The sequence below is a fragment of the Janthinobacterium sp. HH102 genome (assembly GCF_001758625.2).
In the GTDB taxonomy this organism is placed as follows: Bacteria; Pseudomonadota; Gammaproteobacteria; order Burkholderiales; family Burkholderiaceae_D; genus Janthinobacterium.
In genome coordinates this window covers 315,064-341,890 of record NZ_CP062062.1, presented here as the reverse complement: position 1 = coordinate 341,890, position 26,827 = coordinate 315,064, and the positions used below count along the sequence as shown (strand labels likewise).

The 26,827-nt window shown below is 57.2% G+C and carries 20 protein-coding genes and 2 pseudogenes; 14 read left to right on the top strand and 8 right to left on the bottom strand.

All coding sequences use genetic code 11. The features are described 5' to 3' along the window. Positions 1 to 69 precede the first annotated feature (69 nt). Together JAB4_RS01480 and JAB4_RS01475 are read right to left on the bottom strand one after the other, a co-directional pair. The gene (locus JAB4_RS01480) at positions 70 to 1,065 is read right to left on the bottom strand and encodes a hypothetical protein (RefSeq protein WP_139143953.1); all 996 of its coding nucleotides are present in this window, start codon (positions 1,063 to 1,065) and stop codon (positions 70 to 72) included. A gap of 47 nt (positions 1,066 to 1,112) precedes the next feature. Then, positions 1,113 to 2,371, bottom strand: a protein-coding gene (locus JAB4_RS01475; protein ID WP_227742074.1) for an IS3 family transposase whose coding sequence is annotated in 2 segments (ribosomal slippage) — positions 1,113 to 2,032 and positions 2,032 to 2,371 — 1,260 coding nt in all. Because the reading frame shifts where the segments join, the coding sequence is not laid out codon by codon here. Between the two features lie 310 nt (positions 2,372 to 2,681). On the opposite strand from JAB4_RS01475, the gene JAB4_RS01470 reads away from it, so the two are divergent. Next, positions 2,682 to 3,281, top strand: a complete 600-nt coding sequence (locus JAB4_RS01470; protein ID WP_070223341.1) for a recombinase family protein — start codon at positions 2,682 to 2,684, stop codon at positions 3,279 to 3,281. Positions 3,282 to 3,426: 145 nt separating this feature from the next. Then, positions 3,427 to 4,027 (top strand): annotated as a pseudogene (locus JAB4_RS30570) (DUF4158 domain-containing protein); the annotation flags it as partial. A gap of 1,231 nt (positions 4,028 to 5,258) precedes the next feature. Here JAB4_RS30570 and JAB4_RS01450 read toward each other — a convergent pair. Beyond that, positions 5,259 to 6,398, bottom strand: a complete 1,140-nt coding sequence (locus tag JAB4_RS01450; protein WP_070223337.1) for a DUF3883 domain-containing protein — start codon at positions 6,396 to 6,398, stop codon at positions 5,259 to 5,261. 609 nt (positions 6,399 to 7,007) lie between these two features. Between JAB4_RS01450 and JAB4_RS01445 the strand changes: the two genes are divergently transcribed. Next, positions 7,008 to 8,192 carry a hypothetical protein gene (locus JAB4_RS01445; protein ID WP_070308505.1) on the top strand — a complete coding sequence of 395 codons (1,185 nt, stop codon included), beginning with the start codon at positions 7,008 to 7,010 and terminating at the stop codon, positions 8,190 to 8,192. A 104-nt stretch (positions 8,193 to 8,296) separates the two neighbouring features. Next, positions 8,297 to 8,806 carry a hypothetical protein gene (locus tag JAB4_RS01440; RefSeq protein ID WP_071650248.1) on the top strand — a complete coding sequence of 170 codons (510 nt, stop codon included), beginning with the start codon at positions 8,297 to 8,299 and terminating at the stop codon, positions 8,804 to 8,806. A 96-nt stretch (positions 8,807 to 8,902) separates the two neighbouring features. On the opposite strand, the gene JAB4_RS01435 is transcribed toward JAB4_RS01440, so the two are convergent. Then, complete coding sequence (locus tag JAB4_RS01435; RefSeq protein WP_070223334.1) at positions 8,903 to 9,841, bottom strand: hypothetical protein; 939 nt, start codon at positions 9,839 to 9,841, stop codon at positions 8,903 to 8,905. 550 nt (positions 9,842 to 10,391) lie between these two features. Here JAB4_RS01435 and JAB4_RS30565 point away from each other — a divergent pair. Together JAB4_RS30565 and JAB4_RS01425 are read left to right on the top strand one after the other, a co-directional pair. Further along, positions 10,392 to 11,158, top strand: a pseudogene (locus JAB4_RS30565) (IS3 family transposase); the annotation flags it as partial. 808 nt (positions 11,159 to 11,966) lie between these two features. Continuing rightward, positions 11,967 to 12,617: a hypothetical protein gene (locus JAB4_RS01425; protein WP_139143765.1), complete on the top strand. Its 651-nt coding sequence runs from the start codon at positions 11,967 to 11,969 to the stop codon at positions 12,615 to 12,617. Positions 12,618 to 12,672: 55 nt separating this feature from the next. Here the strand turns inward: JAB4_RS01425 and JAB4_RS01420 are convergent, their stop codons facing one another. Further along, a complete protein-coding gene (locus JAB4_RS01420) occupies positions 12,673 to 13,716 on the bottom strand; it encodes a pentapeptide repeat-containing protein (RefSeq protein WP_070223329.1) in 1,044 nt (347 codons plus the stop codon). 281 nt (positions 13,717 to 13,997) lie between these two features. Continuing rightward, positions 13,998 to 14,930: a LysR family transcriptional regulator gene (locus JAB4_RS01415; protein WP_070223327.1), complete on the bottom strand. Its 933-nt coding sequence runs from the start codon at positions 14,928 to 14,930 to the stop codon at positions 13,998 to 14,000. Between the two features lie 127 nt (positions 14,931 to 15,057). On the opposite strand from JAB4_RS01415, the gene msuE reads away from it, so the two are divergent. The 3 genes from msuE to JAB4_RS01400 all read left to right on the top strand — a co-directional run bounded on the left by msuE (position 15,058) and on the right by JAB4_RS01400 (position 17,742). Then, the gene (msuE, locus tag JAB4_RS01410; protein WP_070223326.1) at positions 15,058 to 15,639 is read left to right on the top strand and encodes an FMN reductase; all 582 of its coding nucleotides are present in this window, start codon (positions 15,058 to 15,060) and stop codon (positions 15,637 to 15,639) included. Positions 15,640 to 15,709: 70 nt separating this feature from the next. After that, the gene (locus tag JAB4_RS01405; protein WP_070223325.1) at positions 15,710 to 16,690 is read left to right on the top strand and encodes a DUF1852 domain-containing protein; all 981 of its coding nucleotides are present in this window, start codon (positions 15,710 to 15,712) and stop codon (positions 16,688 to 16,690) included. Between the two features lie 23 nt (positions 16,691 to 16,713). Beyond that, on the top strand, positions 16,714 to 17,742 hold the full coding sequence (locus tag JAB4_RS01400; protein ID WP_070223324.1) for a methionine synthase: 1,029 nt from the start codon (positions 16,714 to 16,716) through the stop codon (positions 17,740 to 17,742). A 112-nt stretch (positions 17,743 to 17,854) separates the two neighbouring features. Here JAB4_RS01400 and JAB4_RS01395 read toward each other — a convergent pair whose 3' ends face one another. Continuing rightward, a complete protein-coding gene (locus JAB4_RS01395) occupies positions 17,855 to 19,534 on the bottom strand; it encodes a methyl-accepting chemotaxis protein (RefSeq protein WP_070223323.1) in 1,680 nt (559 codons plus the stop codon). A gap of 268 nt (positions 19,535 to 19,802) precedes the next feature. Here JAB4_RS01395 and JAB4_RS01390 point away from each other — a divergent pair, with 268 nt between their 5' ends. Next, positions 19,803 to 22,232: a DUF3772 domain-containing protein gene (locus JAB4_RS01390; protein ID WP_070223322.1), complete on the top strand. Its 2,430-nt coding sequence runs from the start codon at positions 19,803 to 19,805 to the stop codon at positions 22,230 to 22,232. A 9-nt stretch (positions 22,233 to 22,241) separates the two neighbouring features. Here the strand turns inward: JAB4_RS01390 and JAB4_RS01385 are convergent, their stop codons facing one another. Further along, the gene (locus tag JAB4_RS01385) at positions 22,242 to 22,730 is read right to left on the bottom strand and encodes a DUF2938 domain-containing protein (protein ID WP_070223321.1); all 489 of its coding nucleotides are present in this window, start codon (positions 22,728 to 22,730) and stop codon (positions 22,242 to 22,244) included. 63 nt (positions 22,731 to 22,793) lie between these two features. Between JAB4_RS01385 and JAB4_RS01380 the strand changes: the two genes are divergently transcribed. The 4 genes from JAB4_RS01380 to JAB4_RS01365 all read left to right on the top strand — a co-directional run bounded on the left by JAB4_RS01380 (position 22,794) and on the right by JAB4_RS01365 (position 26,814). Beyond that, complete coding sequence (locus JAB4_RS01380; protein WP_070223320.1) at positions 22,794 to 23,438, top strand: metalloregulator ArsR/SmtB family transcription factor; 645 nt, start codon at positions 22,794 to 22,796, stop codon at positions 23,436 to 23,438. Further along, a complete protein-coding gene (locus JAB4_RS01375; protein ID WP_275527878.1) occupies positions 23,435 to 23,950 on the top strand; it encodes a ClbS/DfsB family four-helix bundle protein in 516 nt (171 codons plus the stop codon). The genes JAB4_RS01380 and JAB4_RS01375 overlap by 4 nt, the downstream gene beginning before the upstream one ends. A gap of 96 nt (positions 23,951 to 24,046) precedes the next feature. Continuing rightward, positions 24,047 to 25,762 carry an NAD+ synthase gene (locus JAB4_RS01370; protein WP_070223318.1) on the top strand — a complete coding sequence of 572 codons (1,716 nt, stop codon included), beginning with the start codon at positions 24,047 to 24,049 and terminating at the stop codon, positions 25,760 to 25,762. Beyond that, on the top strand, positions 25,759 to 26,814 hold the full coding sequence (locus JAB4_RS01365) for a bifunctional nicotinamide-nucleotide adenylyltransferase/Nudix hydroxylase (RefSeq protein WP_070223316.1): 1,056 nt from the start codon (positions 25,759 to 25,761) through the stop codon (positions 26,812 to 26,814). Before JAB4_RS01370 ends, JAB4_RS01365 begins: the two co-directional genes overlap by 4 nt. Positions 26,815 to 26,827 lie beyond the last annotated feature (13 nt).

The window sequence follows — 26,827 nt, the reverse complement described above, 5'->3', positions numbered from 1 at the left end:
GGCCGGCTAGCAGGCACCACTATGCTACGAAAAACAGAGACAATATATATTTAATAAGCTTAGGTTGCGCTAGCGCAAAAGGTGTGCCATAAATATGCAGTCCCAATAGCTAGAATGTTCCCAGGCCCGGTCAGCTTCTGCGCGCTCCCACTGCCATTGGATCAAGGGCGGTGTCGGCTGGCGGTCCAGCGCCGGGCATTTCTCTGTGGTCAGGCCGATCACGGCCGGCGTCTTTCCTTCGCTGAGGTAGCGGAAAAAGGCATTGCGCGGCTCTCTCCTAGCCAGCGTTGCGGCAGCCGTAGCAATGCGCGGATCGGTCTGGCCCATCATGCGCATAAGCATTACCGATACCCCGACCAAGTGCATGGGGAAGCCCGCGTCATTGACATGCGCATCAATGTCGACAATGGCCTGGCCGTAGCCTGAGAACGTGCCGAGGTATCCACGCAGGCGACCGTCAGGTAGGTCCTGCATGCCGTATTTCTGCTGGAGGTAGGACACGGTGGCGGACAGCTGGGCGGCGTCACCTGGTCGCATAGTGCAGCCTTTGTCCTTCTCGTCATTGGTACAAAAGCGCGGCAGGGCGCGTACCAGGCATTTGTTGAACAGTTCGACAGAACACGCGACGTGTTCGTGCATCCAAGTAAGCCATTTGCGGGCCGCTGCGACGTCACCAGTCTTGACGAAATATAACTGCAAGCCGAGCGCCATGTCTGGAGAGAAAAAGGCGTCGCCGCGATCGTTACGGCCGAGTATGCGGATGCGCGGTGAACGCGCCCATTCGCCGGTAGCCGGATTCTGTGCCTCGGCCACGCCTTGGCATCCTCGTGGGTCGCCAGCGGCGCAAAGAAGGCCATTGAACAATGTCATATCGCCGTCGTCACATGGTTGGGCCGGGTCTCCGGTTTGTTTGGTAGGAAAGGCGTTGCGTCCTGGTTCTGCTGGACACATCAATGCCTCTTTTTCCCAAAATAGAAGGCGATCATTTAACGGACTCGCTCCAGCTGGGCATATCGCGCAGGCAAGGAAAAAACCAAGAAAGAGATTCTTATTAGAAAATTTCATTGGAGGCCCCTGATCTTGCCCCCATATAACCAGACACAGCCAATCGTTTAGTTAGCGCCGCTTTCCTGAGCCCGGCGCGCCAGCTCCCTCCTGAACATGCGAGGCGATTTCCATTTCAGCGACGAATGCGGATGGACCTCGTTGAAGTGCATAAAGGCGTCTGGCAGTTGAGCCAGAACGATTTCTGCGCTGCTGCGGTCCATCAAGTTCACGTAGTCCCGTTTAAACGTGTTCACGAAGCTCTCGGCCATGCCGTTCGACTGCGGGCTGCATACCGGTGTATGCACCGGTTCAATCCCAAGTGCGCGCACCAGCGCGTGCGTTTCATGGGCTCGATAGGCGCCGCCGTTGTCGCTCAAGAATTCCAGCCTGGTCGAGCCGACGCTGGCCTGGCCGAATCTTGTCTCGACCGCTTCCACCAGCATGTCGCGCACGGGCTCGCCAGGCAGGCCACGTTCGGCCCACGCACGCCAGGCAATGATTTCTCGGTCACAGCAATCCTTCATGAACACACCGGTCACCACTTCGCCGTTGTCGCAGGCGATCTCGAAGCCGTCCGAGCACCAGCGCTGATTGGGTTCGTCCACCGCCACCGCGCCATTGTGCACGCGGCTGCTCACTGGGCGTTTCGGCGCCTTGGGTAGCAGCAGACTGTTCGCCTTCATCACGCGATAAAACCGCTTGTGATTGATTGCTGGCAAGCCCATCAAGGCGCGCGTGCGGTTGACCAGAGCGCCAGCCCGGCGGTAGCCATAGGTCGGCAGCGCTGTAATCTCGGCGCGCACGGCGTCGACCAGGATGGCGTCGGTAGGTTGGTGGAACGTCTGAGTGGTACGCCCGTCGATCCAGTCCGCGGGACGAACCAGCAGCTGGGCTACGTGTGAGCGCGCTACGCCAAGGGCAGAGCAGACCGGCTTCACTGGTCGTCCTTGCCCGACAAGGGCGAGCGCGCAATCCACTTTTTTTCGCGAGCGAACTCGACGGCCTCCTTCAGGATTTCCGCCTCCATCGTCTTCTTGCCGAGCATGCGCTGCAACTGGGCTATCTGCGCGCGTGCAGCGGCCAGTTCGCTCGCCGGTACCACCGATTCGCCAGCAGTGACCGCCGTTAGCGCGCCTTCCCGTTCGAGCTTACGCCAGTTGAACAACTGGCTTGCACCGACGCCGTGCTTGCGAGCGACCAGCGACACGTTCATGCCTGGCTCGTAAGTCTCGCGCACCAGCGCCGCTTTTTCCTCGGCAGACCAGCGCCTGCGGCGCTCCTGGCTCACCGTCACAACCTCGATTGTTTGCTTGTTCCTAGTCATATGCACAGTCCTATTCCTATCCGTAAGAATAACGCATAGGCTGTGTCTGGTGAATCAAGGGGCTATTTCACCCCAAACTGGAAAAAGTACGAACGCAGTCCGATACGTAATTACACGCCTTTAGCGCTCAGAAATCAACAAAGATATTTATATGATAACGGTAGGAAAACTATATGTTGTTTTAGCTGTGATGTACGAAAACGATCAGTTGCGGACAGTGTGATTTTAGGATGTACATAAAATAGCATTTCAATGTTTCGGACATGACTTATAATAAGTACATCCATTTCGTACGTTTTGGCTGCCTAACATGTCTCGCACCTTCATCTACGCTCGCGTCAGCACCGCCGATCAGAACACAGACAACCAAATTCTTGAAATCGAGGCGGCCGGCTTCGCGGTCGACAAACGCCGTATCGTGTGCGAAAGCATCAGTGGCAGCGTCGCGGCCACTGAACGGCCGCAGTTTGCTAGGTTGCTCGACCGTCTGGAACCCGACGATGTACTCATCGTAACCAAGCTGGACCGACTTGGCCGCAATGCCATGGATGTGCGTGCCACAGTAGAGCAGCTGGCGGCCGATGCTATTCGTGTGCACTGCCTGGCGCTCGGCGGGGTCGATCTGACTAGCGCTGCCGGAAAGATGAGCATGAGCGTGTTGAATGCGGTAGCTGAGTTTGAGCGCGATTTGCTGATCGAGCGAACCCAAGCGGGTATTGCACGCGCACGGGCGGAAGGCAAGACGCTGGGTCGCCCGCCAGCGCTGACCAAGGTACAGCAGGCCGAAGCAATGCAACGCCTCGCGACAGGTGAGTCCGTTGCCAAGGTGGCGCGTGACTATGGCACCACTCGCCAGTCCATCATGCGGGTTCGGGAGAGGCTCAGCCAATCCAGTTCAGCCGACTCCTGACAAGGGCACAGTCGCCTTGCGAAAACGAAAATACGATCCAGAAGAGCGACGAGCTGTCCGGGTGCAGTTAAGGCCAGGTCAAGCGCATTTCGGCCATGCACCAAGGCAAATCATAATGCTCTGTTTGCCGCCATACAGGGAAAAGATGCCAGTCAGCTTTCTTTCCAACGCGCAGCGCGAGAACTATGGCCGCTACGCCGGTTCTCCATCACCCCATGACCTCGCCGGGTACTTTCATCTGGACGACACCGACCATGCGCTAATCGCTGAGAAGCGCGGCGCACACAATCGGCTTGTCTTCGCCATCCAGCTGGGCACAGTGCGCTACCTGGGCGCGTTTTTGGAAGATCCTCTGGCCGTGCCCCAGCCCGTGTTGCGGACGCTGGCCATGCAGCTGCGCATCGAGGTGCTGGACAAAGCAAGCGCCTACAGCACCGGCCGACAACGCTAGCAGCACGCGATAGAAATTCGCGCGCGCTATGGCTACGTCGAATTCACGGAACCCTTGATCGCCTTTCGCCTTACCCGGTGGCTGTACGCGCTTTGCTGGACCGGCACCGACCGGCCGAGCGTGCTGTTCGAGCGCGCCACGACGTGGTTCGTGACGCACTAGGTACTGCTGCCAGGCTGCACGACGCTCGAACGGTACGTTGCGCGCCTGCGCAGCCGCGTCGAAGAGCGCTTGTGGCGCTCGCTGGGGAGTGGGGATCAGCCTGAACCAGCAAACGCGCCTGGAGGGCCTTCTGGTCTCATCTGGCCCGAGTTCGGCCGCATCGACAAGACGCTGCACACGCTGACCTACATCGATGACGAAGCCAACCTCCGTGCTATTTTTGCGTTGAGGGCCAACCGCCTAATTGTTTATCGTGCTGTCGGCAAAACTGCCTGGGCTCGCACGACCGGAGCTAAAATTCGGTTGATCGACTCTGTCGAGCAGGGACTCCTTCCTATGCGGTCAGATTGGGATAAAGAAGTAGATCCCTTATCACATGAGGTGAGGAATGACATTCTTCAATGGGCTTGGTCACATACAGAACTTAAAACGGATTTGAGATCGTGTTTTCGGCTCGACGACGGGGTCGACGTCGAAACGGTTAAGGGAATCTTTTTTGAAATCGTACGGTTGTGGATGGGCGGAATCCGGTTCCGAGAGATCGCAGTCCAAGTAGGACTGACGGTTGACGATGTGCTTGCAATTCACATGCGGGGCATTACCTTTTCCCTTCAAACGCTGGTCGAACAGGGACTAAGCCTGTTAGCTAAGCGTCTTGAATCTGACGGCATCGAGATGGCTGAGGGCTTCGTGAGTTTTCCCGAACACTTGCGTTTTGGCGCACCGAACGCTGCAGCCCGAGTGCTTGCGTCAAAGGGCGTGCGACACCGGACAGCTTGTGTCCAACTTGGGACTGCGTTGGTTAATAATAATGTTGCTGGCTCCTCGGACGTCGTTTTAAGAAGCGCTGCAAATTCGCTTGACAGCTACCCAGACCAATGGCGAACTGCGTTAGGCCATCTCGTCTATAAACACACTGTGAAAGATCTTTCAAACCGCTAGCAGAAAACTGTTCGTTTTCATCGCACGATAGAAGCGCTTGTGGTTGATCGCTGGCAGGCCCATCAAGGCACGCATGCGATTCGCCAACGCGCCTGCCCGACGGTCGCCATAGGTCGGCAGCGTAATTATCTCGGCATGCACGGTATCGACCAGGATCGCGTCGGCAGGTTGGTGGAAAGCCTGAATAGCGCTGCCATCAGCTCAGGCGGTTGGGCGAATTAGCCGCCGGGCTATGTACGAGGGCGCCACGCGAAGGGCAGAACAGATTTGCTTCACTAGTCGTACTTGTCCAACAAGGGCGAGCCCGCAATCCACATTTTTTCGCGAGCAAACCCTCGTAGGTTGGCATTTTTGTTTCTGCGAATGAAAGTCCATGTGTAGGTTCATTTCCGGACCGCGTACTCGGTGACTCAGTTTCCCCACTACCGCTCCAACTCAAACTGGACAGTGTAGGCGGCAGGAATCTTCTCACCAACTTTATACAATTCGTCAGCGCGAATTGCGCGCAAACTGGAGGGCTCACCTTTGCCGTCAAAGAAAACCATGTAAAAAAAATAGTCATCACAATGGTCAGAGGATATCGAGACATTGTATTCGTTCTCTGAAAGGAAAAAGCGGTAACCGCGTCCACCAGAAAGTTTTCCCACGGACTTGACCTCGACAAATCGCTTCTGCTTGGGTGAAGAATACGAAAGGAAATCATATCCATATCCAGGCCGGTCGCGGCGGTCCTCGATCTTGGAAGTCAAGTGGCCGATGCCTGCACCTTCCAATCTCGCCTTTTCCCAATCGAGTGCAAATATCTCGGCGGCTTTTCCGATGAGATCCCTTTGAGCCTGCAAGTCTTCAAAATTCACCTTGCCGTGAGCCTTCTTCCTTGGCTTTTTTATCGCGTTAGTAGCCTGTGACTGGACGTGGACATAAGCGTGGTACAGGAAGGCCATAAATTTAGGGTTGCTCCAGGCCTTAGTAATGAGATTAGACTCTTTCACTTGCAATAACATGTGCTGATATTCGCTAACAGGCAGGCCTTGGGCAAAACCGAAATGCTCGGCGAGCATCTTGAGGTGTTCTGCACTACATACATTTAGAAAACGATTAGGGAAGTAAAGACTTAGAATCTTTGCCTTGAACATTTGTGAGAATATGTTGGCATCGATCGATACAAAATCCAGAGTTTTAGCTTTGCCGAGGCGGATCAAGTTCAACAACGTCGTTTTTATCAAATTAAACGCTTCGTCACGATCATTGCCAAATTTCCTTGTGAACCGATATGTCTTTTTCGGGTCATGTTTTGTTTTGCCAAAGTAAATTCCAAATTTCTCAGAAGTTGCTCCCTGAATGTTCGCCCAAGGGCGCGTCTTCGCTTCGACAAAAGTACAAAAGGTCGGACTCTGGAGGCCAATGACGTACTCATCTAAGGAAATATGAGCGAGATTTTTCAGTGGAAATGCTAGCAGAAATTCCCCCCGTACATGAGCAGCATTGTCCTCATGCTCAGTATCGTAGATTTTGTCAAATGCTTTCAACGCTGCGCTGTTCAACTTCGATCCAGTAGCCATTTCTTGTCTTCATGAGGAATAAGAGACACAGTCTGCGATCAAATTTACTCATCGTCAACTTAATATTAAATGCATCCAAAAATCATCAATGGTCGACTTGCCTACGGCGAAGGCGTATCTAAAGAGCCGCGCAATACAACTAGTCGCCCATGCTGGCCTCGCAGGCCAGATGATTGCAATTCTTCGGCAAAAACTAGACTCGATGGTGAGCGACAAGGAAACGGTTGACCTCGCACAGCGCCTGCAAGGGTGACGCAATCTACAAATTGGACTGCGCGTCATTCATCTTGCAGGCCTTCATGACTACGCAGACTGAGATGCAATGGTGGCGCTTCTAGGTAAAGAACGCGACGCGACTCTTGATCACTGTCGTCACTACCATGACGGGCCAACACCAAAAGATGCAAGATTCACTGACTTCGTTCCATTCTTGCCCTAAATACTGACCAAAATTATCCGCAGGACTATAATGCTTTCTGGGCATATTTTAACAAACCAAGCAGATTGAATTGCAGCAAGATGCTATTCTCCGTACACTAGTTGGATCCGAAAAAGTATCCACAGTTGCTGTTCCGATCCCTGAATTTTCAACGCTATCAAGAACGCATCATGTCCCTTCCACAAGATTTCCTTGCTGCGCTCGCGTATCCCTCAACTGAAGAGATTATTGCGTACATCCATGCTTGTAATGATACTGGTATATCTAGATCTTTTCTAGAGATACGAAATGAATTGAAGCCGATTGAGCTGTTTTGTTACTTCTGGGGTAGATTTGGCCCCCCAAATGGAATTCAGAATTTTCTTCGAAACGACCATTCCGATAATCTTGTGCACTGGGATTGGACATTCAAATACGGCGAAGTTCTGATCGGATTCTGGGGCACAAATTTTCGAACTGATGTCTTTGTTATTGGCGAGCTATCTTTTGGGGATTCGGAGAAGTTTGATCTAATTAAACTTATTAAAACTGATTTACAGAATTACGGCCCGGCGATGGCGCGGATTCGTGGCAAGCTTGAACGCTGGACAGAGTTCGTCAATCCTTACTGGAGATTGACTCACGCCATTAATAGTCTACACAAGGAACTGTCCACTCTGGATTTGAATTCGCCATTTTCGGAGGATTTCAATACGCCTTCCACGGCAATAGCTCAGGCGGAGTCATGGAATTCGGTAAGCGAATTCCATAGCCGAGCATTTGGCCTCTGCTTTGGTATTCGATCGATGTTGCCTGTATGGGCAGAGGCCTTCATTAATTTACTTATTTTTGTGCAAGCTCGCTCCGACATTAAATCGGATGCTCGTCTGCTTGAAAGTATTTTCCGCCAGCAGATCGATGTAAGAGTTCGAGCTCTGCATATCAACTGCGTCGGATTTGAAAAGGCGGTCGATTATAGCGCTCAGCCTTGTAAAAATTTTCACCGCCTAATCAACGAGCGAAATGACCTTTTGCATGGCAACGTTGTACCGGAAAAGCAGAAATTTAATGAGGTTTTCTTCTTGGGTAAGATTCCAGTCTTCAAAGAATATCGTTCTCTTTGGGAGCGAACAATTGCAGTTAGCATAAAATCAGTCGGTCTTAACCAGCTTCATACTGAGACTAAAACAGTTGAGGAGTTTGTTGAATATGTACTGAATTGCCTGAAACCAAAAGTCCGCGATGCAATGAATTTTGTCATAAAGAAACGGGATATTGCAAAAAATGATGACGATGGCCGCTTTGGCGTGCTATTCCCTGATCATCTTATCGATTCACGTCCGTACTTTCGAAAGGAAGATGATGCGACAAAATGAGTTAGTGCGCTCGATGGACTGTACTTCCCATAGAAGCAGTATTTTCGAATGTTAACTGGTAAAGCGATATGCCTCAGCTCAGTCCCGACGATTGGAAAACGCTGATGTCAGCATCAGCATTAATAGTTTCGTTATGTTCACTCTGGATCTCTCGCAGAAACTGGCTTCAATCTAACCGCCCCATAATTTCAGCTACAGTTGAAACATATGCTGGCGGCAATGAATCAATTGCCTACAACCTAGTGGTTACAAACACCGGAAACCGGCCAGCCGTGAGCGTGCGCCTTTTCGTTTCAACTGACGGTGCTGAAAAGTGCATGGCTCCGTGGGTTGAGAAATTCAAAGGCTCAAGTACCACTTACGCGCATGTTCTACGCTGCTTTTCAGAAAAGGGGGAGATTCCACTTCTCGCTAATGGGAAAAGCATGACAAATTCCTTCGGTTACACCCGTGGGGATGAAGAAACTTTTTGGCATTATGGTTCAACCTTGCGTATTACTATAAGATACTGGGACCTTGATGGGCGGAAATACATCGTGCACCAACCCATTCGTATCAAGGACTCCGAGGCATTTGCTGGTGGCATGTGGAAAACTAGAGAGGATGAGTCATAAATAATGGCCGAATTTCGTTAACATCATAGCACTTTCTCTGGCCGTTTAACCTCTACTTTTAGCACGCTCTAAAAATGGGGGATTACCCTTAATCTTCTAATCGAAGTTAAAAACTTGCTCTATGGCAATACTCCCCATACCCAAGCCTTTGAAATTGAATGTGCCTTCTGCCATTTTTACGCTGTTAGATTCTGGAAGAAACACACGCATTTTTACCAATTTATTTTCCCCGTCTGCTAACGCGAAGTCTTCAACTCGTGATTCGTAAAAATCGACGCTGCCTTTTCCCGCAGTTCCGGAAATCGATCCATCAATTTTTAACGGAGCGCCAGAACTATTCTTTATGTTTATCGAAAACGTAAGAATATCGCCCCGTCGAACTACTTCTTTAACCGCAATCGCTATCCGGGAATCATTTAAAGCACCTTCTAACTTGCCATGAGCGTATTTTTCGTTAGTGGAAATTTTGAATCCGGCTAACTGTTTGCTTGGTTCAAGTATCTCATACTGATTTTTCACGTAACCAAATATTGATAGCTTAAGTTCGCCCCCAAAGAAATTACCCAATAGAAATGGCCCCGCTACAAATATTAATAAAATTGGTAATGCGATAAAGTGCTGCCACGCTGCAATAGCCTTCTCTTTCGTTTCGACAACCTTACCCTCGGTAGCCTTTGATTCGACACTCTCGATGTCCTCTGGCACAAATTGATTACCCCGTACGAGAATGAGCACTGTGACTATTTCCCTCTTGGCTAACTTGGGTAAAGAGATTTTTTGTCCCTGAAGCGTTACGGTGCTTTTTGACGTCGCTACAAGGTCAAAGGAGCAGGAGGGTCTCATCGTCAGTACGACATCTTCTTCCGCCAGGAGTCCAGCATTGCAAATTGACAATGAGACAACTTGCCCGTTGTTCGTAGGGGAAATCATGTGGAACTTGGGTGCGATGACATATAGCCAGCGGGATTTTATAATCCACGTCCCCCCGGCGATAATGATCACTCCGAGAACTGATGTGAGAATCGTTGTTAGCAAGTTAGGACTCCGATTTGATCGTAAGTTGGTCTGAAGTATGACCGGTAGCAACTGATATAGCTATCATAGCAAGAATTTCTTTTGGGCCGCACTAGGAATGAGGTATGCCCGAAGATCGCTGCCCGTCGGCATTGATCCATGCTGAAACGATGGTGGGCCACATTCTAAGGTCATCGGCGTGACCGAGAAGCTTGCTGAACTGGAATCCATTCTTGGCCTCGTCCGTGACGAGCCAAGCCAAGTCCAATGCCGGCAGCTCAGGGTCAGTTTGCTGTACAGCTAATCTTAGGATGTCAACTAAAGTTGGGAGTTACACCATATTAGCTGTGCAGCTAATATGGTGCATAGCAGAGCAAGCTTCGACGCCTTTGTGTCAAACTTTATTATTGCAAGAATCTAGGCACTAGCGTGAAAGTCGTCCTTTGTGTCAAACTTTATTTCGCTCGTCGGTACGAAGCTAAAAGGATAAGTCATTGATTTTTAAAGGACCATTGTGTCAGACTTTATTATTCGTCGACACTAGAGCTAATAAAGTTGGTCGGGAGCTCGGTGCCGCGCCCTGTCCGTCAGCCGTTCCGCCTATTACGAGGCGCGGCGTCGTTCTGCCAAACTGATTCTGTGTAAAAAAAGCGTTCACCTGAAGGCCGCATTTGCGGCCAGCCATCAAAGCTATGGAAGCCGTCCTTTGGTCACGGCGATGGCCAACCAGGGAATCAAGATCGGACGCCACAAGGTTTGCAGTTTGATGCGCAAAGCGGCCTTAAGCCCGTCTGGAGGTGCAAATTCATCCATACCACCGACAGCGAGCACGACCTACCAATCGCCCCCAATGTGCTCAATCGGCAGTTCGATCCGCCGGCGCCGAATATGACGTATGTGACCGACATCACGTACATCCGCACAGGCGCCGGCTGGGTGTATCTGGCCATCGTGCTCGACCTGTTCGCGCACAAGGTCGTGGCGTGGCCCATGGCGCCGAGTATGCCTGCCGAACTGGTCTGCAACGCCTTACATGGCCATCCGCGCCAGCCGTGCCTGGGCCTAGTCGTCCATTCCGACCGCAGCAGCCAGTACGCCAGTGCGCTGTATCAGGAACTGCTGGACGAGCACGGCTTTGTTTGCAGTATGAGCCGTAAAGGCAATTGCTGTGACACTCAGTCTATTATGGTAGGGAGCGCCATCGCCGAACGCTTCTTCTTGAACCTCAAGACGGCGCGCGTCTGGTAGCGCCAATATGTCAACCATGCCGAGGCCAAGGCCGACATCACCGATTACATCGTCGGCTTATACAACTGCAAGCGATTGAATTCAGTACTGGACAATCTGCCGCTCGCCGCCTACGAGCGGAAAATGGCACAAAACGCCCCTATTGTTGTGTCCGAAACTACTTGACTACTGCACTCGCGATAATCTTGTAGGCGTTTGGTTTTGCAGTCGATCCTGTGAGTTAAGTAGTTGGCGCGATCTAACCATCTTAAGTTATGAAAAATTCAAGCCCTGGGTTAGTTGGAATACCCGCACCACACCGGCACGGCACTTTCGACCAAGAGCCGTTCGCCGACTATATGCGCCGCTGGCCTGTGCACTTCGCGCACGTACCAGAGGCCGTCATAGAGACGTGGATATACCGGCATTGGAATGACTTTCAGGCATGGCTTCCTATGGAGCCCCTGTCTTGGGAATATGCGGTTGTATCTATGTCCAACGAGGAAATCTTGAGTATCGGACACGTCAGCGACTGGCCTAAGACATTGAGGGGCTGGGGCGACGATCTATTCGATGGCAAGCACCGCCTGAACACCTGGCTTGGTCGGTATATGCTGGCTTCAGGAACCATGCCCGCTCCGATAATAGTTGCAGTGAATGCGGGCTCGCATGTGCATCCTCGAGAGCACGAGAAGATGCGCGCCCCCTACCAACTCATCGAAGGGCACTTACGGCTCGCGTACCTCCAAGCAATGATCCGCAGGAAGCATGAAAGCTTGCAACTGTCGCATACCGTAGTTATCGCAACATTTCCGGCCATGCAAGTACGGTAAGCCCAGCGTAAGATGCACGCGCCTTTCCTTCTCATCAACTGGCAAGGCGTGGTAGCGAGCCAGTCCATCCTAAGTTGAAATCGTATATGCCGACATCACTTGCCTATCTTTTAGATAAATTAAACGATCGTTTTTCATATTTTCCAATTCAGAGTGTGTCCCGATCACTACAGGCTTTGGTTGAAAACACAGACGAAGATTTATTAAATCGGATGGGCTCATATGGGGCATCCAGAAAGTATTGGGACGTTCCCAATGAGATTATTCACGAAGAAATCGGGCTGCTCATCGGCGCGAACTTCGTGTTGGGCCAGGCAATGATTACACAAACCGTATCAATTCTTAACAAGATTCGAGAACTGGCTCCACAAACTTGCGAGTTGCCAAACGGTAAAGGACAAATTCTTTCTTTTCAAGCATCGAAACATATGGGAAGTGGGCTTAGCCATCCGTGCATAGTTGATCTTGGGGCAAACTACTTTAAGCATCACAGTGAATGGCCTGAGCAGTGGACACAATCCGGCGGGAGCGGGCTACAAGGTAAAACAATTCAAGGATGTGTAGCAATAGGCATGTCGCCTCGGGAAGTGACCGATAATATGTTTGCTGCCTTGCAAGCTCTCAGCGCAGACGGTAAGAATGTTAAAGCAATTCAAGGGAGTATCGAATTTTGGAGAAACGGCTTAGCAAAACACCTTTACGCAAAACTTGAGATAGCCGACCCATCTACACTTTGAAATTGAATCTGCTCCTACGTGTATACCTGGAAAATAACGAAAGGTTTTACAGCGGTCATTCGAATGGTCTCGCGAAGTATGTTAACGCCCAAAGGGCGAGCAGATATACGCTAATTACTGATTGGATTCCAGAAATACTTCTTACCCAGCCGGTAGCGCGTAAAGCAGATTCGGTGGGTTGAATCCTCGATATCCAATTCCCGAAGCTGAGATCTTTCCAGCCTATACTAGCGGCCGAGAGTAGGCTAAAGTAGAAGGCGGTTAGAATGGCACAGATTCCAGTCTTGTGAAGTCGGGCAGGAGTGTTGTTACCAACGCCTTGTTCCAGGCGTTCTTTTGGCCAGACAATCCAAATCCCGGCACCGTTGGTCCTCGACAAGGCGAACAGGTACGGAAAAGCGAACGCTATCATTAAGTACGAAAGAATCTTAAGCGCCCGACCCGGTGAGGCGCCAAATTCCGTCGTCAAATCAAACGCTACAAAGTAGAACCACCTTTCCAGCCTCGACGCGTGTCGCGCCTCCATACGCTTAAGCGCCGCAGTGAGCGCGCGCTCCTGATCGCGCTTACCAGTTTTCTTAAATTCTTCACGCAACAGTACAAACTGTGACGTTGTGCTTAACGAAGGATCGAGCCGGATCTCAGCCATGTTACGAACCCGAGAAAAGGCTTCTTTATCGGGGAGGTTATCCGCGTGGCCAGCGAGCTTTATGTCATAGAGGGCAAAGCGGGTCCTGGCAACATTGGCTTTATCCATATTCGCCCCGGCGATGATAGCGTAGGACAAGTCGGCGTCAGTTAAGTCAGCACCGCTGAAGTTGGCGTCAACCAGCGCGGCATTCGACATAGATGTACCGCGCGCGACCACGCCAGACAGATCTGCGCCCACCAGCTGTGCACCACCCAGGTCCGCGCCACTTAGATTTGCTCCTCGCAAACTCGCACCGTTGAGCCGAGCGTACTTCAGTTGTGCATTTACAAGATTCGCATTACAGAGATTCGCCTTTTTTGTATCGTCTCGATTATTAATTTCGATCTGCAAGGCGTTTTCTTCAAGCTTTGTGTAAATTTCCAGCCACTGTGTATGTTCATCAAGCAATTTCGCGAGTTCTTCAGGACTCGGATGGCTTCCATCACGGTATTTTCCTATACAAACATTCGCCCCCCATGCTTGCGAACATGGGGAGCACAACAAGAGCGCTATTATTGTTACCACTGCCGCCGAATTCCTCCACATATTTTCTCCTCACTATATTTCGAGTTTAAAGCCGCCTCTGTCTTCAGCCAGTCTGACAGCCGGAAGACGGAATGGCACCAGCCGATTGGCGCTCCGCATAGGTGGGTTCAGTAGTTTCCGAGCGGAGATAGCGTCGTCTGGGCTTATTGGGATGAATCCAGGGTTTTAGCTTCCCTTCCTTGCGCCATGACGATAGCCGGCTGGCGCGCCAGTGCGATGAAGGCGCGCACGTAGTCGATGGCGGTGTCCGTCTCGCGTGCGCCCAGGAAGATCTGCTTGGCGATGCCGCGCGCGCCCAGGCGCACGGGCACCACGTCCATCTTGGCCGCGTATTCCTCGACCAGCCAGCGCGGCAGGGCGGCCACGCCGCGGCCGCTGGCCACCATCTGCAGCATGATGTCGGTCGTTTCGATGGCTTTGTGGCGCTTGGGCGTGACACCGGCCGGCAAGAGGAATTGATTGTAAATATCCAGGCGCTCGATGTCGACGGGGTAGCTGATGAGCACTTCCTGCGTCAGTTGCCGGGGCTGCACATACGCCGCTGAAGCGAGTGCATGGCTCTTGGCCACGACGAGCACCTGCTCGTAGTCGAACACGGGTTCGAAGGCCAGCCCCGGCTTGTACAGCGGGTCGGGCGTGACCAGCAGGTCGATCTCGTAGCCGAATAGCGCGCCGATGCCGCCGAACTGGAACTTCTGCTTGACGTCCACATCCACGTCGGGCCAGGCGGTCAGATACGGCGACACCACTTTGAGCAGCCATTGGTAGCAAGGGTGGCATTCCATGCCGATGCGCAGCGCGCCGCGCTCGCCCTGCGCGAACTGGCCCAGGCGCTCTTCGGCCAGGTCCAGTTGCGGCAGTACCCGGTTCGCCACCGCCAGCAGATACTGGCCGGCCTGCGTCAGGCGCAAATTTCTCCCTTCGCGCAGCCAGACGTCGGTGCCCAGTTGCTGTTCCAGCTTCTTCATGCTGTGGCTCAGGGCCGACTGGGTCAGGTGCAGCACGCCTGCGGCGGCCGTCAACGAGCCTTGTTTTTCGACCTGCTGGACGATGCTGAGGTGGATGCGTTCAAGCATTGGAATGAGCCATATTCATGGATGTATGAAATATGACCATTATACTTCATCGATTTCCCCCGCTATCATCCACTTCTCTGTTGCCGGCGTTCTTCGCCTTCGCGCATCCATCCCTATGAAAGCAACCATGACACGTCCATTGCGTATAGTCGCCGTTTCCGGCGGGCTGCAACGCCCTTCCAAGGCGGCAGCCCTGGCCGAGCACCTGATGGACCTGATCGCCGACGAAGTGCTGTGCGAACAACGGCTGGTCGAACTGGGTCAGCTGGCACCGCAGCTGGCCGGCGCCGTCTGGCGCTCGCAGCTGCCCGAGACGGTGGAGCGGGAACTTGCGGCGGTCGAGCAAGCGGACATCGTGGTGGTGGCAACCCCGGTCTATCGCGGCGCCTACACGGGACTGTTCAAGCACTTCTTCGACTTCATTCATCAGGATGCCTTGATCGACAAGCCCGTTTTGCTGGCGGCCACCGGCGGCAGCGAGCGCCATGCCCTGATGATCGACCACCAGTTGCGGCCGCTGTTCAGTTTTTTCCAGGCACGCACCTTGCCGCTGGGCGTCTATGCGACCGACAAGGATTTCCTCGACTACCGTCTGCAGGACGAGGCGCTGCTCCAGCGGGCCGCACTGGCGGTGCAACGGGCCTTGCCCTTGATCGCATTGACGCGCCATGCGAGCTCGGCCACGGCTGACGAGCTGGCCGTAGCCTGAGACGCATCACCGCGGGCACCAAGCAATTAACACATTCACCTTTTCGCAGAATTCAGGACAGCAGAACACCATGAGCAACGACTTTGTATTCAGCATCAAGAGCATTGTTTTCGATGAAAACTATCACCCATCGGACACTACGCGCCTGACGACCAACTTTGCCAATCTGGCCAGGGGAAAGAGCCGCCAGGAGAACTTGCGCAACACCCTGAAAATGATCGACAGCCGCTTCAACAGCCTGGCGCATTGGGACAATCCGAACGCGGACCGCTACTCTGTCGAACTCGAAATCATTTCCGTCGAGTTGAATATCGATGTCAAAGGCGGCAATATCCCGCTGATCGAGATATTGAAGCCGAATATCCTGGATAAAAAAACCGGCCAACGCATCGATGGCATTGCGGGGAATAATTTCTCCTCTTACGTGCGCGATTACGACTTCAGCGTGCTGCTGCCAGAGCACAACAACAATCAATCCGCATTCAGCGCACCCGATGATTTCGGCGATTTTCATGGCAAGCTGTTCAAGCACTTTGTCAGATCCGATGCTTATCAAGAGCGCTTCAGCAAGCCGCCGGTCATCTGCCTCAGCGCTTCGAGCAGCAAGACCTATCAACGCACGGAAAACCAGCACCCCATCCTGGGCGTCGAGTATCAGCAAAATGAGTTCTCCTCGACGGATGCCTATTTCGAGAAAATGGGCATGCAGGTGCGCTATTTCATGCCGCCAAACAGTGCCGCGCCGCTGGCGTTTTATTTTATCGGCGACCTGCTGGCCGACTACAGCAATCTGGAGCTGATCGCCACCATCAGCACGATGGAAACCTTTCAAAAGATTTACCGGCCCGAAATTTACAACGCCAATGCCGCGGCGGGGAAATGCTATCAGCCCAGCCTGAAGAATCAGGATTATTCGTTGACGCAAATTGTCTATGACCGGGAAGAGCGCAGCCAGCTGGCTGTCAAGCAGGGCAAATATACGGAAGAGCACTTCATCAAGCCATACAAGCATGTTCTTGAACAATGGGCTGCCGCCACGCTCGCTGATTAATCCAACTACACGAAATCACCATCATGAAAAAATTATTGCCTACATCAACCGCCGGCAGCTTGCCCAAACCTTCCTGGCTGGCGCAGCCTGAAAAACTCTGGTCGCCCTGGAAATTACAGGACGAGGAGTTAATCGAGGGCAAACAGGATGCGCTGCGTTTGTCGCTGCAGGAACAGCAGCAGGCAGGCATCGATATCGTCAGCGATGGCGAGCAGACCCGCCAGCATTTCGTCACCACGTTTATCGAGCATCTGAGCGGCGTCGATTTTGACAAACGCGAGACCGTCCGAATCCGTGACCGCTACGATGCGAGCGTGCCGACCGTCGTGGGCGCCGTGAGCCGCACCAAGCCGGTGTTTGTGGACGACGCCAGGTTTTTACGTCAGCAAACCAGCCAGCCGATCAAATGGGCGCTGCCAGGTCCGATGACGATGATCGATACGCTGTATGACAGCCACTATAAAAGCCGCGAAAAACTGGCCTGGGAATTCGCCAAGATCCTCAATCAGGAAGCGCGGGAACTGGAGGCGGCCGGCGTCGACATCATCCAGTTTGACGAACCCGCCTTCAATGTGTTCTTCGATGAAGTGAACGATTGGGGCATCGCCACCCTGGAGCGGGCGATCGAAGGACTCAAATGCGAAACGGCCGTGCATATTTGCTATGGCTACGGCATCAAGGCCAATACGGACTGGAAAAATACGCTGGGCTCCGAATGGCGTCAATATGAGGAATCGTTCCCCAAGCTGCAGCAATCGAATATCGACATCATCTCGCTCGAATGCCACAACTCGCGTGTGCCCATCGACCTGATTGAACTCATACGCGGCAAAAAAGTGATGGTCGGCGCCATCGACGTGGCCAGCAATACCATTGAAACGCCGGAGGAAGTGGCCAACACCCTGCGCAAGGCGCTGCGCTTTGTCGATGCCGACAAGCTCTACCCCAGCACCAACTGCGGCATGGCACCCTTGTCTCGTCGCGTGGCAAGAGGCAAACTCAATGCGCTCAGCGCGGGCGCGGAGATCATCCGCAGAGAAATCTCGGCCTAGCCGCGCCGTGTCAAACTTGATCGTTTATTGACATGGATCAGGTCGCGTAACAAGAAGCATCCTATGCTGCATGACGCCACAGGTGCCGAGAGGCACCTGTGGCGTTGCTGTCTTAGAACTCTTCCCAGTCGGATGACGCCGCTGTTCCCGGCGCAGCTTTCCTTGTCGCCGGCACGCGCAGGGCGACGGCTTGCTGGCGCGGTGCGGTTGGCGTGGTGACTGCCGCTTTGGTCTGCGCCTTGCCGGCGTCAAGTTTAAATACGCTCACCACCTGTGCCAGGGTCGCCGCCTGATCCTGCATGGCCGCCGCCGCTGCCGCCGACTCTTCCACCAGGGCCGCGTTTTGCTGGGTGACGTTGTCCATCTCGCTGATGGCCTGGTTGATTTGCTCGATGCCGGCCGTCTGTTCCGCGCTGGCGGACGTGATCTCTTCCATGATGTCGGTGACGCGGCGCACGCTGTCGACCAGGTCGTTCATGGTGTTGCCGGCCTGGTGCACGAGTTCGCTGCCGGCCGCCACGGTCTGGGTCGAGTCGTCGATCAGGGTCTTGATTTCCTTGGCGGCCGCCGCCGAGCGGTGCGCCAGGCTGCGCACTTCCGTGGCCACCACGGCAAAGCCGCGGCCCTGCTCTCCCGCGCGCGCCGCTTCCACGGCCGCGTTCAAGGCCAGAATGTTGGTCTGGAAGGCGATGCCGTCAATGACGCCGATGATGTCGGCAATCTTGTTTGACGAGGCGTCGATTTGCCGCATGGTCGCCACCACTTGCGCGATGACGGCGCCGCCGCGCTGCGCCACGCCGGAGGCCGTGTCCGCCAGCACATGCGCCTGGCGCGCATTGTCGGCATTCTGCTTGACGGTCGAGGTCAGCTCTTCCATGGATGAGGCTGTCTCTTCCAGCGAACTGGCTTGCTGCTCCGTGCGCGCAGACAGGTCCAGGCTGCCCGCCGCCACTTCGGACGAGGCCGACGCGATCGTTTCCGTGCCGGCGCGCACCGTGCCCACCGTGTGCGCCAGGTTGTCGTTCATGCGCTTGAGCGCTTGCAACAGTTGCCCCATTTCATCGCTCGACTGCACGGTGATATGGCTGCGCAAATCACCCGCGGCCACCGTGTTGGCCACCTGCAGCGCCGTGGCGACGGGGCCGGTGATCGAGCGCGTGATGCCATACGCCAAGGCCGCCGCGATGGCCAGCGCCGCCAGCGACATGCCGATCAGCAAGGTGCGCGTATTGGCATAGGTGGTGTTGGCGTTGTCGCCCGCCGTGGTGGCCAGGGTGTTTTGCAAGCTGATTTGTTCGGCAATCAACTGCTTGTAGACAAGCAAGACGGGACGCAGCTGGCCGTACAGGTAGGCGCTGCTGTCGTCCGGCGTACCGCTTTTGATCAGCGCCAGCAGCGCTTCCTGCCCCTGCGCGTAGCGCGTGTTGGCGTCGTTCATCTTGGCCATCAGCGCGCGTTCACGGTCCGAATCGAGCATGTTCGCGAGCTTGCCGAGATTGCCGGCCGCCGCCTGGCGCGCGGCCAGGATGGCCTCGGTCTGCTTGCGCTGGTCGGCCGGATCGGCGCTGAGCATCATGTTGCGCAGGGCAATGGCGATGTCGTTGATGTTGGCCGACACGCTGTTGGCGAGCGCAATCTTGGGCATGCTGTCATGCACGATGTGGCCGGTGCCTTGGTTGATCTTGCCCAGCATGGCAATGCCCAGGCAAGAGATGATGATCAGCATGGCGCCGATGGCGCCAAAGCCCACGGCGAGGCGGGTGCCGATGGTCAGGTTGGATAAAAACTTCATGGCGGTCTCAATACGGAGGGAATGGTCAAAAGGTCGGCGGCTGCGGATTGGGGGCCGCGCCGCCAAGCGGAGGACGATCCTAGACCTTTTTATGTGATATTTCCATAGGGCAATATGCCTAGTCGCCCCCTTGGATACACGCCGGTTCCGCCTGTTCTGCGGCTTGCGCGCGTTTTCAGCTATATTGGCATGCACCCGCCGGGCGGCAGGCCATGACCGGCGTCGCCGCCGATTCGGCAATTTTTCCCATTTTCAGCCTTAGGTCCGCATGACTTCTTTCCGTCTCCGTTTCTTTCCCTTCCTGCTGGCGTTGTTGCTGGCCTGCTCGCTGGCCCCGCCGCCCGCCTGGGCGCAACCCGTCGATGACGCCGCCACGGCCGACCAGCGCCTCGACGGCTTGCGCAAGCAGATTACAACCATCCAGAAGGCGCTCGATGGCGAGGCGGAGCTCGATGACGCGACCCTGTCGCAGATGCGCGCCGATGCGCTGGCGGCCAGCGCCGAGGCCGACAAGGTGGCCGATGCGCTCGTGCCCACGCTGTCGAGCGTGCAGGCGCGGCTGGCCGAGCTGGGCAAGCCGGCGGCAGGCACGAAAGACGCCCCCGACGTGGCGGCCCAGCGCAGCCAGCTGGACCGCACCAGCAGCGCGCTCGATGCGCAGGTGAAATTGGCGCGCTTGCTGGCCGTGGAAGCGACGCAGGCGTCGGAGCAAGTGTCGACGGTGCGCCGCGCGCAGTTGCAGGCGCGCCTGGGTGAACGCACGGCGTCGATACTGGCTGGCTCGTTCTGGAAGCAACTGCATGCGGAATTGCCGCAGAATCTGCAGCGCCTGCGGGCGCTGGAGGGGGAATTGACGAACGCGGCAAGCGCCACGCCGTGGTCGGCCTGGGGCGGCTTGCTGGCCGGCATCGTGGCCGTGTTCGGCGCCAGCGTCTGGGCTTCGCGCTATCTGCTGGTGATCACGGCCACGCGCGTGCCGCATGGCCGTTTGCGCCGTTCGCTGCATGCGCTGGCCGTGCTGGTGCTGGCGGCGGCCACGCCGGGCCTGGTGGCCGAATTGCTGGCCATGGGGCTGCGCTGGGATGGCGGTCTGTCCGAAAAAACCTCGACTTTCCTCAGCAGCTTGATCGGCATCATCTGTTTTGCCGGCTTTACGGCAGGGCTCGGCCACGCGCTGCTGTCGCCGCGCCGTGTATCGTGGCGCTTGCTGCCCCTGCCCGATGCGCTGGCGCACCGCATGCGCAATTTTCCATCGATGTTTTCCTTCATCGTCGTGCTCGTGTGGGCCACGGAACGGGTCACCATCGTCATCAATGCGGGTTTGTCGACGGCCGTGGCCGTCAACTGCATCGTCGCCCTGGTGATGAGCACGACCATCGCCTACGGCCTGATGCGCGCCGAGCGCTGCTGGCGACAGTTGCGCGAGGCCGATCCCGCCACCCTGGTCACGCCGCTGTGGCTGCGCTGCGTCACGGTGCTGCTGTGGCTGGCGCTGGCATCGAGCGTCATCAGCTTGCTGGTCGGCTATGTGGCGTTCGGCAGTTTTATTGCCAAGCAAATCGCCTGGGTCATCGTGGTGCTGTGCAGCACCTATCTGCTGACGGTACTGGTCGACGATATCTGCATGCTGCTGGCCTCGACCCCGCCCCCGCCGGACGCCGCCCATCCTGTGCTGGCCACGCCCAAGGCGCGCGACCAGGCGGCCGTGCTGCTGTCGGGCATCGGCCGCGCGATCGTCGTGCTGCTGGCCCTGATGCTGCTGCTGGCGCCGTTTGGCGAAGGTCCGGGCGAGCTGTTCCAGCGCGTGGGCAAGCTGCAGGATGGCCTGGCCATCGGCGAGGTGGCGATCCGCCCGGCCGCCATGATCCAGGCGCTGCTGGTGCTGGTCGTCGGCTTTATCGCGCTGGGCCTGTTCAAGCGCTGGCTGCAAAACAGTTATTTGCCGACCACCAATCTCGATACCGGCATGCAAGTGTCGTTCATCACCCTGTTCGGCTACATCGGCGGCGTGCTGGCCGTGGCGCTGGCCCTGTCGGCGGCCGGCATCGGCCTGGAACGCATCGCATGGGTGGCGTCGGCCTTGTCGGTGGGTATCGGTTTCGGCTTGCAGGCGGTGGTGCAGAACTTCGTTTCCGGCTTGATCCTGCTGGCCGAGCGCCCTGTGAAAGTGGGCGACTGGGTCTCGCTCGGCGGCGTGGAGGGCGATATCCGCCGCATCAATGTGCGCGCCACGGAAATTCAGCTGAGCGACCGTTCGACAGTGATCGTGCCGAACTCGGAATTCATTACCAAGACGGTGCGCAATGTCACGCTGGCCAATCCGCTGGGCCTGGTGCAAGTCAAGCTGCCGCTGCCGCTGGGCACAGATGCGCAGGAGGCGCGCGCGCTGATCCTGTCCGTCTTTGTCGACAATCCCGACGTGCTCGATACGCCGGCGCCCAGCGTACAGCTCGATGGCATCGACAATGGCCTGTTGTTGTTCAACGCCACCGGCTTTGCCTCGTCGCCGCGCCTGACATCGGGCATCCGCAGCGCGCTGCTGTTCGAACTGCTCAAGCGCCTGGACGATGCGCACATCGCGATCGCCAAGCCCAGCACGATGGTGCTGAGCACCTTGCCGGCGCAGCCCGAGGCGCCGGCCATGTCAGCGGTGGCCGCCGCACCGGCACCGGCGCCCGTGCCGCCGCTGACGAGCTAGCCGGACAAGTCAGCGCACGGTCGACCACAGCAGGGCCGCCAGGTACAGGCCGATGCCGAACGCCGTGTGCGCCATCAGGCTGCGCAGGCGGGCGGCCGCCGGATGCGGCGTCTTGCTGGCGGCCAGGCCGGCGCCCATGCCCGGCTGCAAGATGCAAAACGGCGCGGCCACGCTCACCAGGCCCGCCAGCAAGGCCGGCGCGAACGTCGGCCCTTGCACCCACTCCCGTCCCACCAGCGCCAGCAGCACGGCCGCAAACAGCACGCCGATGGCGTAATGGGCCGTCCAGCCCAGGATGGCTTCATCGCGTACGGGCGCCGCCTGGGCGATGTTGACGTGGGTGAAGGTACCGCGCGGAAGATGGCCGAGCCAGCGTCCCACCATCGCCAAGTTCAGTGAGGGTATGCACCAGAAGCGCTTTAATGCCACCGCCCACACATCCATCACTGCCGTCGCGCCCACGCCGATCGCCAGGGCATCGAGCCAGAGTATTTGCATCGTGTCTCCCTTATAACATTCAATTGATTGCTTGAATGTTATAAGGGTGCTAGCATCGTGTCAATGAAAAATGCCGATATTGAATTGCTTACCGGTTCTGCCGGGTTTGCCCATATTTTAGGCAGCGCGCCGCGCTTGCGCCTGCTCGAGCAGATCGCGCACGGCGAGTATGCGGTGGAGCAACTGGTGGAGTTGACGGGCTTGTCCGTGGCGAATACCTCGCAGCATTTGCAACAGTTGCGGCGCGCCGGTTTCGTGCAGGCGCGACGCGACGGCAAGCGCGTGTTGTACCGGCTCGGTAACGGTCCTGTCATGCAGTTGCTCGCTGCGCTGGACGTGTATGCGCAGCACCAGCGCAGCGAGCTGCAGGCGCTGGGCCGGGGCGACCATGTGGAAGCGATCACGGGCGACGAACTGCGGGAACGCATGCAGGAAGCCAGCATCACTGTGCTCGACGTGCGGCCCGCGCAGGAATTTGCCGCCGGCCACTTGCCCGGCGCGATCAATATTCCGTTTGACGACTTGCAGCGCCGCCTGGGCGAATTGCCCGCGAACGCGGAGATCGCCGCCTACTGCCGCGGCCCGTACTGCGTGCTGTCCGTGCAAGCCGTGGCGGCCCTGCGCCAGCACGGCTTGCAGGCGCGCCGTTTGGGCAGCGGCTACGACGACTGGCAGGCGGCCGGCTTGCCTGTTGTGAAGGCTGCATGATGGCGATTCCGAACAGCAAGCAGGAACTGGTCGACGCCATCAACAGCACGTACGCCAAGCTGATGCAGGAGCTGGCACGCGTGCCGCCGGCCTTGGCACGCGATCCCGTGCTGGAGGGGCAAGTGAAAGGCACGCGCATGAGCGTGTGCGATCTGCTTGCCTATCTGGTGGGCTGGAACGAGCTGGTCTTGCACTGGCATGCCCAGCTGCGCGACGGCAAACGCATCGAGGATATCGCCTTTCCCGCCGAAGGTTTCACGTGGAACGCTCTGGGAAAACTGGCGCAGCGCTTTTATGCCGACTATGCTGAACTGGGCATGGACGACTTGCTGCAGCGCCTGGAACAGGCGAAAAACCAGCTGCTGGCGCTGGTCGACGCGCACGACGACGCGCAATTGTATGGCCAGCCCTGGTACACGCATTACACGATGGGGCGCATGATCCAGTTCAATACGGCGTCGCCGTATGCGAACGCGTGCACGCGCTTGCGGGCCTGGCGCAAGACCTTGTAGCGCAGCGACCGGCAGGCTTGCACGATTGCATCAGTACGCTCAGAAAACTTTTCAGGCAGGATAGTGGTTTCAAGCGGAACCAATTGAAGGATCACCATGCTGACCATCGCCCTTGCCCAGATGAATCCCACCGTGGGCGACTTCGACGCCAATGTCGCCGCCATCACCGCGCGCATGGCCCGCGCCAGCAGCGATGGCGCCGACTTGCTCGTGTGCCCCGAACTGTCGCTGTGCGCGTACTACCCGGGCGACCTGTTCGAAGATGCCGCCTTCCTGCGCGGCCTGCAGCAGGCGCTGAACAAGCTGCTGCAAGCGTCCACGCGCTGGCCGGCGCTGGTCACCGTCATCGGCACGGCGCGGCCCAACCCCGGCGTCGGCAAGCCCCTCTACAACGCCTTGCTGGCCATCCGCGACGGGCATATCGTGGCCGAATACTACAAGCAGCTGCTGCCGACCTACGGCATCTTCGACGAGGGCCGCCATTTCGAGCCGGGCCCGCCCGGCGCCTGTACCCTCGATATCGCCGACTGCAAGGTCGGTTTCATGATTTGCGAGGATGGCTGGAACGACGACGGCCGCGCCTACGCTGTCAACCCGTTCGAGGCCCTGCATGCGGCGCGGCCCGATCTCATCGTCAGCATCAATGCCAGCCCGTCCGACATCGGCAAGCGCGCGCAGCGCCACGCTGTGTTTGGCGCCGCCTGCCAGCGCGTCAACCTGCCCCTGCTGTTCGTCAACCAGGTGGGCGGCCAGGACCAGCTCGTGTTCGACGGCGCCTCGTTCGCCATCTCGCCGGGCGTCGGCGTGCAATTCGAGGCGGCCCGCTTCGTCGAGGATTTTCAATTGCTGCGTTTTGCCGATGGGCGTTTCGCGCAGAAGGACGGCGCAGCGTTTCCCGTGCCGGACCCGGACGGCATCCCCGCCGTCGAATTTGCGCGCCGCCAGATCGTGCTGGGCCTGCGCGACTATGCGCACCGCTGCCGCTTTACGCAAGTCGTCGTCGGCTGCTCGGGCGGCATCGATTCGGCGCTGACCCTGGCCCTGGCCGTCGAGGCGCTCGGTGCCGATAACGTGGTGGCGATCACCATGCCATCCGTCTTTTCCAGCGCCGGCTCCGTCACCGATTCCGTCGCCCTGTGCGCCAACCTCGGCATCGCCCTGTACACGCATGCCATCCGCGACATCGTGGCGCAATACGAAACCGGCTACGCGGCCGCCTTCGACGGCAAGCTGCAAGGACTGCCGCTGGAAAACCTGCAGGCCAGGGTGCGCGGCACGATATTGATGGAATACTCGAACGCGTTCGGCGCCCTGCTGCTCACCACCGGCAACAAGAGCGAAATCTCGGTCGGCTACTGCACCCTGTACGGCGACACGAATGGGGGACTGGGCTTGATCGGCGACCTGTATAAAACGGAGGTCTTCGCCCTGTCACGCCACATCAATGCCAGCGCCGGACGCGAACTGATTCCTGCCGCCGTGCTGGAGAAACCCCCGTCGGCGGAACTGGCGCCGGGCCAGCGCGACACCGACAGCTTGCCGCCGTATCCCGTGCTCGATGAAATCCTCAAATGGCATATCGAAGGGCGTCGCCTGCCGGCGCAAGAAAGCGCGCAGGCGCTGACCCTGGTCAACCAGCTGCGCGAGACGGACGAGGGGCGCGCGCTCGTGACGCGCATCCTCGGCATGGTCGCCCGCAACGAGTACAAACGGCGCCAGGCGGCGCCCATCATCCGCGTGCGTTCGCGCGCCTTTGGCAGCGGCCGTCAATTGCCGATCGCGGCCCACTACCCCACCGGAGACGACGCATGACCCTCGCCTATTCCGCCGACGCGGCCATCCTGATCGGCCGTTTCCAGCCTTTTCATAACGGCCATGCCGGCCTGCTGCAGAAGGCGCTGACGACGGCCGCGCAAGTGGTGGTGGTGCTCGGTTCCGCCTTCCATGCGCGCAGTCCGAAGAATCCGTTTACGTGGCAGGAGCGGGCCGCCATGATCGCCGCCACCTTGCCCGAGGATCAGCGCGCGCGCGTGCATTACGTGGCCGTGCGCGATTACTACGACGATGGCCTGTGGGCCGATGCCGTGCGGCGCGCCGTGGCGGGCGCCGTGGCCACGGCGCAGCGCATCGCCCTGGTGGCCTGCTTCAAGGACGCCACCAGCTATTACCTGCACCACTTCCCCCACTGGCAGCTGCTCAATCTGGAGATCGACCCTGGCGCACCGATAGGCGCGACGGCGATCCGCAACGTGCTGTTCGAGGCGGAAGACGTCGACGTGTCGCTGAGCGCCGTGGCGCAGCTGCTGCCGCCGGCCATCGGCCAGTATCTGAAAGCGTGGACCTTGTTGCCGTGGTACGCGCCGCTGGTGCAGGAATACCGCGCCATCGAGGCCTACAAGGCGCGCTGGAAAGTGGCGCCGTATGCGCCCATCTTCACGACCGTCGACGCGCTGGTGCAGACGGGCGGCCACGTGCTGCTCGTGCGCCGTGGCGGCTATCCGGGCAAGGGCCTGTGGGCCTTGCCGGGCGGCTTCCTGGAGCCGCGCGAACGGCTGTTGCAGGGAGCGCTGCGCGAGCTGGCGGAAGAAACCCAGCTGGGCGTGCTGGCGCCCACCCTCGTCGAGGCGCTGGTGGGCGTGGCCGTGTTCGACCACCCGGACCGCAGCCAGCGCGGGCGCACCATCACGCACGCGCATTATTTCGACCTGAAGACGCGCCAGTTGCCGGCCGTGACGGCGGCCGACGATGCGGCGCTGGCGCAGTGGGTGCCCGTGGCGTCGCTGCCGGCCATGGAAGAGCAATTCTTCGAAGACCACTTCCACATCCTGAACCACTTCCTCAAGCTCACGCACGAGGGGCGCTGAGGGGCGCAAACCC

What these genes read in the sequence shown, in the direction of transcription:
- JAB4_RS01380 (WP_070223320.1), top strand. Translation starts at nt 22,794, where the DNA reads ATGAAAAATGCCGATATTGAATTGCTTACCGGTTCTGCCGGGTTTGCC.
- JAB4_RS01395 (WP_070223323.1), bottom strand. Translation starts at nt 19,534, where the DNA reads ATGAAGTTTTTATCCAACCTGACCATCGGCACCCGCCTCGCCGTGGGC.
- JAB4_RS01385 (WP_070223321.1), bottom strand. Translation starts at nt 22,730, where the DNA reads ATGCAAATACTCTGGCTCGATGCCCTGGCGATCGGCGTGGGCGCGACG.
- msuE (WP_070223326.1), top strand. Translation starts at nt 15,058, where the DNA reads ATGACACGTCCATTGCGTATAGTCGCCGTTTCCGGCGGGCTGCAACGC.
- JAB4_RS01375 (WP_275527878.1), top strand. Translation starts at nt 23,435, where the DNA reads ATGATGGCGATTCCGAACAGCAAGCAGGAACTGGTCGACGCCATCAAC.
- JAB4_RS01365 (WP_070223316.1), top strand. Translation starts at nt 25,759, where the DNA reads ATGACCCTCGCCTATTCCGCCGACGCGGCCATCCTGATCGGCCGTTTC.
- JAB4_RS01415 (WP_070223327.1), bottom strand. Translation starts at nt 14,930, where the DNA reads ATGCTTGAACGCATCCACCTCAGCATCGTCCAGCAGGTCGAAAAACAA.
- JAB4_RS01400 (WP_070223324.1), top strand. Translation starts at nt 16,714, where the DNA reads ATGAAAAAATTATTGCCTACATCAACCGCCGGCAGCTTGCCCAAACCT.
- JAB4_RS01450 (WP_070223337.1), bottom strand. Translation starts at nt 6,398, where the DNA reads ATGGCTACTGGATCGAAGTTGAACAGCGCAGCGTTGAAAGCATTTGAC.
- JAB4_RS01440 (WP_071650248.1), top strand. Translation starts at nt 8,297, where the DNA reads ATGTCAGCATCAGCATTAATAGTTTCGTTATGTTCACTCTGGATCTCT.
- JAB4_RS01370 (WP_070223318.1), top strand. Translation starts at nt 24,047, where the DNA reads ATGCTGACCATCGCCCTTGCCCAGATGAATCCCACCGTGGGCGACTTC.
- JAB4_RS01480 (WP_139143953.1), bottom strand. Translation starts at nt 1,065, where the DNA reads ATGAAATTTTCTAATAAGAATCTCTTTCTTGGTTTTTTCCTTGCCTGC.
- JAB4_RS01470 (WP_070223341.1), top strand. Translation starts at nt 2,682, where the DNA reads ATGTCTCGCACCTTCATCTACGCTCGCGTCAGCACCGCCGATCAGAAC.
- JAB4_RS01405 (WP_070223325.1), top strand. Translation starts at nt 15,710, where the DNA reads ATGAGCAACGACTTTGTATTCAGCATCAAGAGCATTGTTTTCGATGAA.
- JAB4_RS01445 (WP_070308505.1), top strand. Translation starts at nt 7,008, where the DNA reads ATGTCCCTTCCACAAGATTTCCTTGCTGCGCTCGCGTATCCCTCAACT.
- JAB4_RS01390 (WP_070223322.1), top strand. Translation starts at nt 19,803, where the DNA reads ATGACTTCTTTCCGTCTCCGTTTCTTTCCCTTCCTGCTGGCGTTGTTG.
- JAB4_RS01425 (WP_139143765.1), top strand. Translation starts at nt 11,967, where the DNA reads ATGCCGACATCACTTGCCTATCTTTTAGATAAATTAAACGATCGTTTT.